The 12,796-nt window shown below is 69.5% G+C and carries 11 protein-coding genes; 3 read left to right on the forward strand and 8 right to left on the reverse strand.

The window, feature by feature from the left end; all coding sequences use genetic code 11:
- Nucleotides 1–18: 18 nt before the first annotated feature.
- The 5 genes from DIE22_RS03220 to DIE22_RS03240 all read right to left on the reverse strand — a co-directional run bounded on the left by DIE22_RS03220 (nt 19) and on the right by DIE22_RS03240 (nt 4,562).
- Nucleotides 19–690: a lysoplasmalogenase gene (locus DIE22_RS03220; RefSeq protein WP_124604509.1), complete on the reverse strand. Its 672-nt coding sequence runs from the start codon at nt 688–690 to the stop codon at nt 19–21.
- Nucleotides 691–1,020: 330 nt separating this feature from the next.
- Nucleotides 1,021–2,001: a sulfonate ABC transporter substrate-binding protein gene (locus DIE22_RS03225; protein ID WP_124497830.1), complete on the reverse strand. Its 981-nt coding sequence runs from the start codon at nt 1,999–2,001 to the stop codon at nt 1,021–1,023.
- A gap of 123 nt (nt 2,002–2,124) precedes the next feature.
- Nucleotides 2,125–2,982: a MerR family transcriptional regulator gene (locus DIE22_RS03230; protein WP_124604510.1), complete on the reverse strand. Its 858-nt coding sequence runs from the start codon at nt 2,980–2,982 to the stop codon at nt 2,125–2,127.
- A 9-nt stretch (nt 2,983–2,991) separates the two neighbouring features.
- Entirely contained in the window at nt 2,992–3,552 is a 561-nt protein-coding gene (locus DIE22_RS03235) for a GNAT family N-acetyltransferase (protein WP_124604511.1), read from the reverse strand.
- Nucleotides 3,553–3,653: 101 nt separating this feature from the next.
- Nucleotides 3,654–4,562, reverse strand: coding sequence for a LysR family transcriptional regulator (locus DIE22_RS03240; protein WP_124604512.1), 909 nt, complete (start codon nt 4,560–4,562; stop codon nt 3,654–3,656).
- A gap of 125 nt (nt 4,563–4,687) precedes the next feature.
- Between DIE22_RS03240 and DIE22_RS03245 the strand changes: the two genes are divergently transcribed.
- Nucleotides 4,688–5,686, forward strand: a complete 999-nt coding sequence (locus DIE22_RS03245; protein ID WP_124604513.1) for a quinone oxidoreductase — start codon at nt 4,688–4,690, stop codon at nt 5,684–5,686.
- Nucleotides 5,687–5,779: 93 nt separating this feature from the next.
- Here the strand turns inward: DIE22_RS03245 and DIE22_RS03250 are convergent, their stop codons facing one another.
- Nucleotides 5,780–7,294 carry an MDR family MFS transporter gene (locus DIE22_RS03250; RefSeq protein WP_124604514.1) on the reverse strand — a complete coding sequence of 505 codons (1,515 nt, stop codon included), beginning with the start codon at nt 7,292–7,294 and terminating at the stop codon, nt 5,780–5,782.
- A gap of 228 nt (nt 7,295–7,522) precedes the next feature.
- On the opposite strand from DIE22_RS03250, the gene DIE22_RS03255 reads away from it, so the two are divergent.
- Complete coding sequence (locus tag DIE22_RS03255) at nt 7,523–9,082, forward strand: methyl-accepting chemotaxis protein (RefSeq protein WP_124497824.1); 1,560 nt, start codon at nt 7,523–7,525, stop codon at nt 9,080–9,082.
- Nucleotides 9,083–9,133: 51 nt separating this feature from the next.
- Here the strand turns inward: DIE22_RS03255 and DIE22_RS03260 are convergent, their stop codons facing one another.
- Complete coding sequence (locus DIE22_RS03260) at nt 9,134–10,801, reverse strand: ATP-binding domain-containing protein (protein ID WP_124604515.1); 1,668 nt, start codon at nt 10,799–10,801, stop codon at nt 9,134–9,136.
- Between the two features lie 122 nt (nt 10,802–10,923).
- Nucleotides 10,924–11,778 (reverse strand): helix-turn-helix domain-containing protein, encoded by an 855-nt coding sequence (locus DIE22_RS03265; protein ID WP_124497822.1) that lies wholly within the window; start codon nt 11,776–11,778, stop codon nt 10,924–10,926.
- Nucleotides 11,779–12,310: 532 nt separating this feature from the next.
- Between DIE22_RS03265 and DIE22_RS03270 the strand changes: the two genes are divergently transcribed.
- Nucleotides 12,311–12,520 (forward strand): hypothetical protein, encoded by a 210-nt coding sequence (locus DIE22_RS03270; RefSeq protein WP_124497915.1) that lies wholly within the window; start codon nt 12,311–12,313, stop codon nt 12,518–12,520.
- The last annotated feature ends 276 nt before the right edge of the window (nt 12,521–12,796 follow it).

Consider the following 12,796-nt stretch of genomic DNA (forward strand, 5'->3'; position numbering starts at 1 on the left):
GGCCTGTTTGAAACGCTATCAGGGACGGGTCGAGCGGGCGGCCGTCTCATGGAAAACCCCGGCCACGATCGTGACCTGCGCGAGCGCATAGAGGCCCCAGATCAGGTAGTCGATGCCGGGAAAGCCGCCGAGGAAACGCCCGACGCCGATCAGCGTGTCGGAGCCGACGAAGATCAGGCTGCCGAGCGCGACCAGCGGGCCGCGCGTGCGGGCCGCGAGCGCGAAGCTCGCCATTGCGCACAGCACGAGCAGGTAGACGGCGACCGGCGCGAGCAACGCGCCCAGGTGCGGAAGAAATGCCGCGTAGAACGCCGGCGCGGCGATCCACAGCCCGATCAGCGCGACGATGCGCCAGCCCTGCGGCCGCGCGCGCCAGCGCACGAAGATCGCGCAGTAGCACAGGTGCGTAAGCAGGAATGCGCCGAGGCCGAGGACGAACGACAGCGGCCAGTCGGGCAGCGCGAGCAGCACGTCGCCGAGCACGGCCGTCGCCAGTGCCGCGCACAGCCACGCGCGCTCGCGCGGCGCGGCGCAGGTGCTGCCGGCCGCGAGCAGCAGGATGCCCATCGCGGCTTTCGCGGCGGCCTGGCCGGGATAGGGCGCGGCGGCGAGCGACAGTCCGTACAGCAGCGCGGCGGCGACGGCGAGCGGCCAGAGCCGGCGATAGGTGGCGGGAAGCGTGGCGATCAAGGCGGGTGTCTCCGGATTGTTGTTGTCTGCGGTGGATGACGCGCCGTCGTGGGCGCGGCTGCAGGCCATTATCCGGAAGAACGGCTGGGTGAAAACCGGCGAACCCTTCTACGACGCGATCCCGGCCGCGCATGTTGCGTGCGGTTCGTCACGGTTGCGGCGGAAGAGGAAGGGGGCGGCCCGCCAGGACCGGGATGCGGAAATCGGGCACCTACCACGCCGGCGGCGCGTCGAGCGCCCGTCGGGAACAAGCGTTTCCGACAAACAAGACGGGCCGGCGGGCAGGGTGCCCGTCGGCCCGTTTCGACTGCTTCGCGCTGCGTCCGCGCGTTACTTCGCCGCGAGCGCGCTGGCCACGGCCTTGTCGGTCCACGCGTTATCGGCCACGTTCAGTTTCTGCGGAATCAGCTTCGCCGCGAAGAACGCATCGGCGACACCCTGCTGGACCGCGACGATCTTCTCGTCGACCGGCACGGCGCCGAACGGGACGCGCTTGATCCACGTTTCCACGAGCGGCAGCGGCAGGCCGACCTTCGGCGCGATCAGCGCGGCCGTCTCGGCCGGATGCCCGTTGACCCACAGGCCGGTCTCGCGCAATTGCTTCAGGATCGCGCCGACCACGTCGGCATGCTGCTCCGCGAAATCCCGCGTTGCCTCGTAGAAGTTGTTCGCGGGCGTGAGGCCCGTATAGTCGGACAGCGTGCGGATCTTCAGCGAATTCTGGGCGGCCGCGTAGTACGGATCCCAGACGGCCCACGCGTCGACGTTGCCGCTCTCGAACGCGGCGCGCGCGTCCGCGGGCGGCAGGTACACGGGACGGATCTCGTCGTAGCGCACGCCGGCTTTCTTCAGCGCTTCGAGCAGCAGGTAGTTCGCGCTCGAGCCCTTCTGCAGCACGACCTTCTTGCCGCGCAGGTCGGAAAGCGAGCGGATCGGCGAATCGGCCTTCACGAACACGGCCTCGTTGTGCGGCGACGGTGGCTCCGCGCCGACGTACACGAAGCGCACACCGGCCGCCTGCGCGAACACCGGTGGTGGCGCGCCCGTATAGCCGAAGTCGATGCTGTTCGCGTTCAGCGCCTCGAGCAGTTGCGGGCCGGCCGGGAATTCGAACCACTGGACGCGGTAGCCGAGCGGCTTGAGGTGTGTCTCGAGGGAGCCCTGCGTCTTGACGACCGACAGCAAGCCGGCCTTCTGGTAACCGATGCGCACGACCTTGTCGGCGCTGCCCTGCGCGAAGGCCGACGTGGCGGCGACGGCGACGAGTGCCGTCGCGGCGAGGCGGGTGATCCAGCGGGTGAAACGAATCATCGAACGGACTCCATGCGAAACGTCTTCGGGGAGCGGCGCGTGCCGCTCGGTTGGAAGAATCGTCGCACGGGCGATCGAGCCCGCAAACGAAGCATTGCCGATATGAATATGACGGCGGCGGCCCTATGCTTTGTCGCCGTTGCCTTGCGTGTCGGACGTATCGGACGTATCGGACGTGCCGGCCTGTCGCGCGGCTTCGTCGCTGAGTTTCTTGTCGAGGATCGTCGCGACGCGGCCGCCGAGATACGCGCTTGCCGCGTTCTCGAGCGCGCGGTTCGTCTCGCCTTCGACGAACACGGCCGCGAGCGGGCGCAGGCGCCAGATCGCATCGACGAGCGCGGGCACGTCGGTGACCGGCGGCAGCGTGCCTTCGTCATAGCGGTCGAGGCGCTTGACGACGAGATCGACGAGCAGCCGCGCGATCGCGTCGAAATGCGGTCGCGCGAGGCTGATCACGTCGAGCAGTTCGCGCGGCGGGATGCCTTCCTTCGTCATCGCGGCCGCCGCCTCGAGCAGCGCGGGGCTTTTCGCGACGAACGACAGGCCGCGCCGTTCCAGCAGGCCGAGCTCGGTCACGCGCGACAGTTGCGACGCCGTCTGCGGGCCGAACATCTGCGCGAGCGCGGCGAGCGAATAGGTTTTCGGCAGTTCGTGCGACCAGCGGCCGCCGATCGCGTTTTCGAGGCCGAGGATCGAGCGCAGGTCGTGGCCTTCGTCGATTGCCTTGATCAGGTCCTGGATGTTCGACAGCGTGTAGCCGCGCGCGAGCAGGTGGTTGATCAGCTTCAGGCGAGCAACGTGCGTGTCGTCGTAGATGCCGACGCGCCCGCGCTTCTCGGGCGGGGCGAGCAGCCCGCGATCCTGGTACGCGCGAACGTTGCGCACGGTCGTGTCCGACACGCGCGCGAGTTCGTCGACCGTGTACTCGTTGCGGGCGTCCGCTGCGGCCTCGTCAGGCGTGGTGGGAGTCTGTTTTGACATGCGGCCATTCTAGCGCGACGCGACAGGCTCGGGCGAGGCGGGGAGCGCGCGTGCGCCGTCGCCGAGCGCGCGCTGCATCAGCGCCGTATCGATCCAGCGGCCGTGCTTGAAACCGACCGCCTTCAGCACGCCCGCGGGCTCGAAACCGAATGCGCGGTGCAGCGACGTCGAGCCGCCGGTGCCGCCGTCGGCGATCACTGCGATCATCTGCCGCCACGGGCCGGCCTCGCATCGCGCGATCAGCGCCGCGAGCAGCGCGCGGCCGATGCCGCGGCCGCGCTGCGCGTCGTCGATGTAGATCGAGTCCTCGATCGTGTAGCGGTACGCGCTGCGCGTGCGATACGGCGTCGCATACGCGTAGCCGGCGAGGCGGCCGTCGCATTGCGCGACGAGATAGGGCAGCCCGTGACGCAGCACGGCGTCGCGGCGCGCACGCAGTTCGTCGACGTCGGGCGGCGTCTCCTCGAACGACGCGACGCTGTGGCGCACATGGTGCGCGTAGATTGCGTGAATGGCGGCGAGATCGGCATCGGTCGCATCGCGGACGACGCAAGCGGGAGCGGCGGGCATGGTGGCGGAGCGGGCGGATGAAATCGCTACTATGCCGGCGGTGGGGCGCCGCCGTAAAGGCGTTGGTCGCGGCGCGCGCCTGCAGAGCCGGGCGTACGGGCCTACAGGTGGCCGTCCGCGTCGCGAACTGCGTCGGCGATCGCGTCCGCGACGCGCTGTACGCGCGGCGAGCGCCGCACGTCCGGGTGGACGACAAGCCAGATCTCGCGCTCGACATCGCAACGGGGCACGGACGTCAGTTCGACGAGCGCGGCGGCGGCCGGCAGCGACGGATCGGCCGCGGTCGGTGTGCTTGCGTCCGTCGCCGGTGCGTCGACGAGAAAGCGCGGCAGCAACGCGACCCCCGCGCCGGCCACGCACGCACGATGCAGCGCGGCCAGATCGTTGGCGACGAACGCGAAGCGGCGCCCGGCCGCGAAGCGTTCGAGCCACTGCTGTTGCGGCATTTGCGCGAGTGCGTCGTCGTAGCCGAGGAATGCCCAGGTGTCGGGCGGCGCGCCGGCCCAGTCGGGCGACGCGCACAGCGCGAAGCGCATCGTGCCGAGCCGGCGCGCGGCCAGACCCGGCTCGCTCGGCCGCGACAGGCGCACCGCGAGGTCGGCTTCACGTGCGTACAGGTTGGCCGCGTGCATCTCGCCCATCAGGTCGATCCGCAGTGCCGGCCATGCGCGCTGCGCGCGGGCGAGCCGCGGCGCGAGGAAGTGGCTTGCAAACACCGGCGACGCCGACACGCGCACGACGCCGTCGAGCGCCGCCGCCCCCTGCGCGGCGCGCGCGAACGCATGCACGTCGGCTTCGACGCGGGCCGCGTGCTCCGCGAGATGCAGCCCTTCGTCGGTCGGCGGCCAGCCGCGCGGCAGCCGGTCGAACAGCCGGATGCCGAGCGCGGATTCCAGCGCGTCGATGCGCCGGGCGACCGTCGAATGCTGCACCTGAAGCGCCCGCGCGGCGGCCGACAGGCTGCCGCCGCGCATTACCGCGAGGAAATAGCGGAGGTCGTCCCAGCTCATCGGCAGCGCGGATGCTGGCGTCGGATCGGTCGAATTTTGCACAGTAGATGGGCGCACAACAGGAATTCCGATCGATTATGCACGATGAGATGATCGTGTCACTTCATTCGATTGTGAGGAACGTCATGCCCCACGTTGTTACCGCCACCCGGATCGGCATCGACCGCTACGGCGACGCCGGCGTGCTGCGCCGCGTCGATGCACCCGTCGTGCCGCCCGGCGCCGGCGAGGTGCGGATTCGCCAGACCGCCATCGGTGTGAACTTCGTCGACATCTATTTCAGGACCGGCGCGCATCCGTTGCCGGCGCTGCCGGACGCGCTCGGCGTCGAGGCGGCCGGCGTGGTCGACGCGGTCGGCCCTGGCGTGACGGCGCTCGTCCCGGGCCAGCGCGTCGCCTATGCGGGACTGCCGACCGGCAGCTACGCGAGCCTGCGCACGCTGCCCGCCGAGCGGGTGGTGGCCGTGCCCGACGGCGTGAGCGACGACGCGGCCGCGGCCGGGCTGCTGAAAGGGATCACCGTCTACATGCTGCTGCACCGCGTGCGGCAGGTCGGCGCCGGCGACGCCGTGCTCGTGCACGCGGCGGCCGGCGGCGTCGGGTTGCTGGCGACGCAGTGGGCGCGCACGCTCGGCGCGCGGGTGATCGGCACGGTCGGCTCGGCCGCGAAGGCGGCGCTGGTGCGCGCGCACGGCGCGGAAGCGGTGGTCGATTATCGCGAGGCGGATTTCGTCGAAGCGGCCCGCGCGTTCGGCGGCGGCGCGGGCGTCGACTATGCGATCGACGGGATCGGCGGCGACGTGCTGACGCGTACGCTCGGCGCGGTCCGGCCGTTCGGGATGGTCGCGAGCATCGGGCAGGTTGCCGCGATCGGCGCGCGGCAGACGATCGATCTCGACGAACTGGGCCCGGCCCGCTCGATCGCGCTGGCGCGGCCGAGCGTGCTCGGCTTCATGGCGCGCGACGTGGCAGGGTATCGGGAAGCGGCGCGCGCGACGCTCGAACGGCTCGCCGGCGGGATGCATGTGGAGATCGGCGCGCGGCTGCCGCTCGGGCAGGCGGCCGACGCGCACCGGTTGCTGGAGTCGCGGCAGACGACGGGCGCGGTGGTGCTGGTGCCGTGACGGCGGCCGGCGCGGCGACTGCGGATCGCGAGATCGGTCGCCGCGCGGCTTCGCTCGCGGGCAGGCGCCGCCGCGCTGCCGCCCGCCCGCGAATCAGCGCTGCGTGCGCAGCGGCGCACGCTCGACGAACCATGCGAGCACGAACGCGATCGCGATCACGCCCGCCGCCGCCAGATACACCACATGCAGCGCCCCGGCGAATGCATGCAGGTACGTATCGCGCACCGCATCCGGCAACTGGTGCACGGCCGCCGGGCCGAGCGCGGGCGGCAGCTCCGTGCCGGCCGGCAGCGCCTGCGTGATGCGCGACTGCAGCCCGTGCGAGAACAGTGCGCCGAACGCGGCGACGCCGAGCGAGCCGCCGATCGAACGGAACAGTGTCGCGCCCGACGTCGCGACACCCATGTGGCGGAATTCGACCGTGTTCTGCACGGCAAGCGTCAGCACCGGCATCACCATGCCGAGCCCGATCCCGAGCAGCGCCATGTACGCGTACATCGTGTGCAGCGGCGTGTCGAGCGACAGCGTCGACAGCAGCGCCATCGCGATGCCGCCGATCAGCGTCCCCGCGATCGGAAACGGGCGATACGTGCCGAGCCGCGAGATCAGCCGGCCGCTCGCGACCGACATCGCGAGCATCCCGCCCATCATCGGCAGCAATTGCATCCCGGCCTGCGACGGCGTCGAGCCCTTCACGACTTGCAGATAGAGCGGAATGAACGTGACCGAACCGAACAGCGCGATGCCGACGACGAAGCCGATCAGGCTCATCAGCACGAAGGTACGCTGGCGGAACAGTTCGAGCGGCATGATCGGCTCGGCCGCGAGCCGCTCCTCGTAGACGAAGCCGCCGACCGCGACCACGCCGAGCACGAGCGTCATCCACAGCTGCGGCGATGACCACGGCAGCAGCGAACCGCCTTCGCTCGTGAACAGGATCACGCAGGTGAGGGCCGTCGCGAGGAACGCGGCGCCCATGTAGTCGATCCGGTGCTTCACGTGCGCGGCGTGCGGCCGGAACGCGATGCCGATCACCGCGAGCGCGAGCAAGCCGAGCGGCAGGTTGATCGTAAAGATCCAGCGCCACGACAGATGCTCGACCAGGAAGCCGCCGAGCAGCGGCCCGACGATCGTCGCGAGGCCGTACACGCCGCCGAACATTCCCTGATAGCGTGCCCGGCGGTCGGGCGGCACGAGGTCGCCGATCGCGGCCATCGTCACGACCATCAGCCCGCCGCCGCCGAGCCCCTGCAGCGCGCGCAGCACGATCAGCTGCGTCATGTCCTGCGCGACGCCGCACAGCGCGGAGCCGGCGAGAAACAGCACGATCGCGGCCTGCAGCACGATCTTGCGGCCGTACAGGTCGCCGAGCTTGCCGTACAGCGGCAGCACGACCGTCGACGACAGCAGGTACGCGGTGACGACCCACGACAGCTGGTCGAGGCCGCCGAGCTCGCCGACGATGGTCGGCAGCGCGGTCGACACGATCGTCTGGTCGAGCGCGGACAGCAGCATGACGAGCAGCAGCGCGGCGACGATCAGCCCGGTCGGCGCGTCGCGGCGGGCCGCGTCGGCGGCCGGCGGAGCAGAGAGGGTATCGGTTCTCATTGAGATATCTGCCATGGCAGGGAATTGACCGGAATATAGAGGCAATTGATTGACCAGTCAATTTCTGCCGGGCCTCGATTTGTTGCATCGGTAACGGGAGATTGCCGGCGCGGAAATTGATCGCGATCAGTCCGCAAGAGGGCCGGACTCAAGTTTTTTGCAGGCAAACCGTAATCCAGAATGCCGCGGACCGATTGCCGCGGCACTTTTCATCGCTCACGTGCCGTCATGAACCTGAACGCCCTGTTTTCCCGTTTCTCGATCCGTACGCGGATTTTTTCCACGCTCGGCCTCGTCGCCGTGCTGCTCGTCGTGTCGGGCCTGATCGGCCTCACCGGCATGCAGAGCTCGAATCGTGCGCTCGACGAGGCCTATACGCGCCAGCTGGCCGCGAAGAACGCGCTGTCCGCCGCCAGCCTGAACCTGACGATCGTGCGCACGACGCTCGACCGCGCGCTGCTGCATCCGGAGGCGCAGGAAGTGCCGGATCTCGTCAAGAAGGCCGAGAGCTATCTCGCGAAGGCCGACGCCGCGTGGCGCATCTACGCGGCCATGCCGCACGACGGCGACGAAGGTCCGCTCGCGACCCGGCTCGACGCCGCGCGCCAGGCGCTGATCGGGCAGGGATTGAAGCCGCTGGTCGACGCGATCCGCGACGGACGTCGCGACGACGCCGACCGGCTGCTGATGACCGTCGCGCCGCCGCTGTCGGTTGCGCTCACGCAGGCGACCGATGCGCTCGACGCGTATCAGGCCGCACGCGGCAAGGACGTCTACGACACCGCCCAGACCTATTACGGCTGGATGCGCGCGGGCGCGATCGCCGGCATTGCGTTCGGCCTGGCCGCGTGCCTCGGCTGTGCCGTCGGCCTGCATTTCGCGATCACGCAACCGGTCAACCGGCTGCTGTCGCATTTCCGTCGCCTGTCGGACGGCGACCTGACGTCGGAGGTGCGCTGGTCGTCGCGCGACGAGATGGCCGAGCTGGTCGAGGGCGTGACGGGCATGCAGCGCAGCCTCGCCGATACGGTGCGCCAGGTCAGCCAGGGCTCCGAAGCGATCTCGACCGCGACGCACCAGATCGCGGCCGGCAACACCGACCTGTCGCAGCGCACCGAGGAGCAGGCATCCGCGCTGCAGGAGACCGCCGCGAGCATGGAACAGTTGACCGCGACCGTGAAGCAGAACGCCGACCACGCGCTCGAGGCCCAGGCGTGCGCGGACAATGCAAGCGAGATCGCGACGCGCGGCGCGACGGTCGTCGGCGAAGTGATCGGCACGATGAACGAGATCGACCAGAGTTCGCAGAAGGTGGCCGACATCATCGGCACGATCGAGGGCATCGCGTTCCAGACCAACATCCTCGCGCTGAATGCGGCGGTCGAAGCCGCGCGCGCGGGCGAGCAGGGCCGCGGTTTCGCGGTGGTCGCGGGCGAAGTGCGCACGCTCGCGCAGCGCTCGGCGTCGGCCGCGAAGGAAATCCGCACGCTGATCGGCGAGTCCGTCGAGCGTGTCGCGACGGGTTCGCGACTGGTCGGCACGGCCGGCGCGACGATGCAGGACATCCAGCAGGCGATCGGCCGCGTGACGGGCATCATGACCGAAATCGCGGCCGCGTCGAACGAGCAGCGCGACGGGATCGAGCAGGTGAACCGCGCGGTGTCGCAGATGGATCAGGTGTCGCAGCAGAACGCGGCGCTGGTCGAGCAGGCGGCGGCCGCGGCTGCATCGCTCGAGGAGCAGGCCGACGGGCTGCGGCGCGCGGTGGGGGCGTTTCGCGTCGCGTGACGCGGGGAGCCGCGGGCGGGGCGCTCGGTCCGACGCGCGCCCGCCACCGTGTCAATCGTTCGCGAGCTGCGCGGCCGAGCGCGCCGACGCGACGAGCAGCAGCTTCATCGTCGCGCGCGTCGCGCCGACGAACAGCTTGCGGGCCGCGCGCGCATCGAGCGTGTCGAAGTCGATCTCGGTGAGGATCACGCACGGCGCCGATTGCCCCTTGAAGCGGTAGATCGAATCGAGCAGCACGTCGCCTTCGCGATATTCAGGGTTGCCGAACAGATCGTACTTGCCGGTGAAGCGCTTGACCCGATGCGGGCCGAGCTGGTCGAGCCGCGCGAGCACCGAGCTTTCGCGGCCGCGATACGACAGCACCGCGATGTCCTGCTTGCGGAAGCCGAGCGACAGCGCGTGCGTGATCGCGCGCTTGGTCGCGTCGATGCAGGCCGCGGCGAGCGCGTCGCCCGACGCGCCGTCTTCCCCGTATGACGACACCGACGGATCGGAACCGTCGAACGGGCTGCCCGAGCGCAGTTCCGCCGCGAGCGGCTCGACGCGGCCGACGACGTCGCGCACGAATTCGAGCAGGTCGCGCGGGCTGCGGTAGTTCGTCAGCGCCTTCAGCGTGACCCAGCCGGGCAGCGCGACGCTCTCGCGCAGATAGAGGTTCTGCAGCGGGTCTTCCAGCCACCACCATGCGCCGTCCGGTACCAGCAGGCGCTCCAGCGCCGCTGCCCACGGCGCGTGGAAATCCTGTCCTTCGTCGACGATCAGCACATCGAAGCGCCAGCGTTCCGGAACCGGCGCTTGCGCAAAACGCGCCTCGAGCCGCTCGAACGCGCCCGGCGCGTCGAAGTCGGGCGTGTAGCCGCCGTCGCGTGCCACCCAGTCGCACAGCTGATGGTAGTTCGCGATCGTCGCGCCGGGCGGCGCGATGCGCGCGATGTAGTCGGCGAGCGGCCGGTTGAAGCACACGTAGAGCACGCGCTTGCCGGCCGCGACCGCATCGCGCATCGCCTGCACCGCGAGCTGGGTCTTGCCCGAACCGGCGGTGCCCGTCACGCGCAAGCGGAACGGCGTGAACTCGAGCTGCCGCGCCCACGCGGCGAGCCCGCCCGACAGCCGCGTGACGAGCGTGCCGGCCTGCCCGACGAGCGCACTCGTGTCGGGCGTGAGCGCCAGCTCGTCCGCGAGGAAATGATGCAGCTTCGCGGCGTTCGGCAGCGCGTCGTCATGCTCGGGCAGGATCTGCAGGATCACCTGCGCGAGCTGCGCCTTGCGCGACGCGTCGACGATGCGGTCGGCCGCGACGCCGGCAATCGCCGTCTCGCGGATCGAGTAGTCGGGGCAGTACAGCAGCGCCTCGACGCCGTAGACGCCCGCGCCGAGCGCCGCGGTCAGCCGCCGGTGCAGCGTTTCCTGCGTGCGCGCGAGCTGGATCGGGACGTTGCGCTCCTTCTGCAGGTAGACCTTCACCAGCCCCTTCGGCGTTTCGCGCAGGAAGCCGGCCTTCTGCTCGATCAGCAGCACGCGGCCGGCCGGGCTCACGACGACGAACGCCGCTTCGCCGAATACCGAGAAGCCCTGGTCGGCACGCGTCCAGTGCACGCCGTGGTAGACGGTGTAGTCATCCGGCAGCGCGTGTTCGAGCGCCGCGAGCGTCTCGCGCTCGCGTTCGGCCGCGCCGGTGGCGGCGAGGCTTTTCCAGTCGTCGGGAATGAGGCGGGCCATGAAGTCGGGCGGCGGATGCCGGTCGTGAACAGGGTCCGGCTATTGTACTGAGGAACCTGTGCACGACCGCCGCGCCGCGCGGGCGCCGGCGATGCGAAGCAGAAGCGCGCGGCGGGCGGGCGTTACCCGCGTGCGAGCCGCTTCGCGAGATCGGCGCTGAGGATTGCCATGCGCGCGGGTTTTTCATAGCAGACGACGTCGAACGCGCGGATCACTTCGCTGATGTCCGCTTCGCTCGCGCGGCCCGTGAGCAGGTCGCCCGTCAGCACGAAGATCGGCGCGCCCGGATTGTCGGACGTGCGCACCGCCTTGATCGCGGTGGCGGCCGTGCTGTCGTCGAACAGCCATTCGGTGACGACGGCGTCGAACGCCTGGCCCTGCAGCGCGTCGACGAACGGCGCGAGGCCATCGAACGTGGCCGTCGCGAAACCCTGCAGCTCGAGATAGCGGCACAGCTCGGTCGCGCTGACGCGATCGGGATCGATCACCGCGACGACGAGCTTGTCGCTCTCCGCGCGGCGCGGATAGATCTCGATCTTGTGCACGTCGTATGCGTTCTGGTACAGCACGCCCGTATGGCGCAGCACGCGCCAGCGGCCGTTCTGTTCGTACGCGACGAACTCGGGGCGAGCGCCGGCTTCGAGCGGCGCGCCGATCCAGGCGGTGCACGGAATTTCGGCGACGCCGGCGTAAAGGACGGCCTCCTGCGAATAGGCGCCGACCATGCCGGGGTCGAGCGTCTGCGCGCCGAACAGTTGAGCGGCGGGCTCGCCATAGGCTTCGGCGACTTTCTTGATCTGCGCGAGCGTCCAGGGGCTGCTGCCGCGCAGTTTGCGGTGACCTTGCGAAAAGCTCAGGTCGAGGATGCGGCACAGCTCGGTGGTCTGCTGGCGCTTGCCGATGCCGTTGCGGGTCATCAGCTCGCGCACGCGCTCGGCAACCGCGAGGGAATCCGTGGTGATTGCTTCAGTGGTCATGCTACGGGAACGGATCGTGACGTTCAGAACGACGCCTTGCGGCAGTCTCGGCGGACAGTCTTGATGACGTCCGGTGGCGAGCCGACCGGCCACGCGCGGAAAAGATAACTTTACCGCAAAACAGCTGTCATTCCGTGTCGCGAAAGGTGCGTTTCTGTGAAAGATGTGTCACGACGTTACGCCTGGCCCGGCGGCGTGTGCCGGGCGCCGCTGGCCCGGTCGCAAGCTTCCGGTGCGGATCGCGAGGTGCCGGGACACGATTCCTCGCACGGCGGCGCGTAATCGCACCCCGCGGCCGGCGCGATGCACCAGGGCAGGGCACATTCGCAGTCCGGAGCAGGGAATCGTGCCGCCCGGCCGGCCACAAATCTTTACATGACAGTCCGCGTCGGGCCAGGCGGAACCGCATCTTATACGCGGATCGTTTGATGGTTTACTCTAATGAACCGATGCGGGCACCTGTTCGGAAGAGGGCATGAACGCGGCGGGGCACCATGCTACGATTCCCCCGTCTCAAAATAGCGTTGAAGCGATGCAGAAGAAATTTGTGATGCGCGGGTATGAGATGAACTGCGAGCCGCGTGTGACGGAGGACGGCAAGTACGCCGCCCAGGTCGAGGTCACGAAGCTGGGTTTCAGCCGCGAGGCGGCTTTCCGCAAGCTGGGCGAATTCGATGGCGAAGCCGAAGCCGTCGCCTATGCGAAAAAATTCTCCGAAGAGTGGTTGAGCCGCTACGCGTAGCGCGTCGTTCGCCCGTGCAGGACGGGCGCCGGCACGACCGGCAGGCGCATGCATCATGAGCCGCCGGGCCCGGACCGAGGGTCATTGAAGGCGAAACACGACGGACGCCCCGAACGCCCGTGCGGATGGCGCGCGCCATTGCTCCATCACGCCTTTGCCTCGTTGCGACGTCGGTATCGCCGTGCCGATCGATGGCCCGCGGCGTGAACGCGCGGCCGCCCCGGATTCACTCCTGATCATTGTCAATACCCGGGGAAGTTTGTAGATTAATTTCCC

Source organism: Burkholderia sp. Bp9142 (assembly GCF_003853415.1).
GTDB lineage: Bacteria > Pseudomonadota > Gammaproteobacteria > Burkholderiales > Burkholderiaceae > Burkholderia.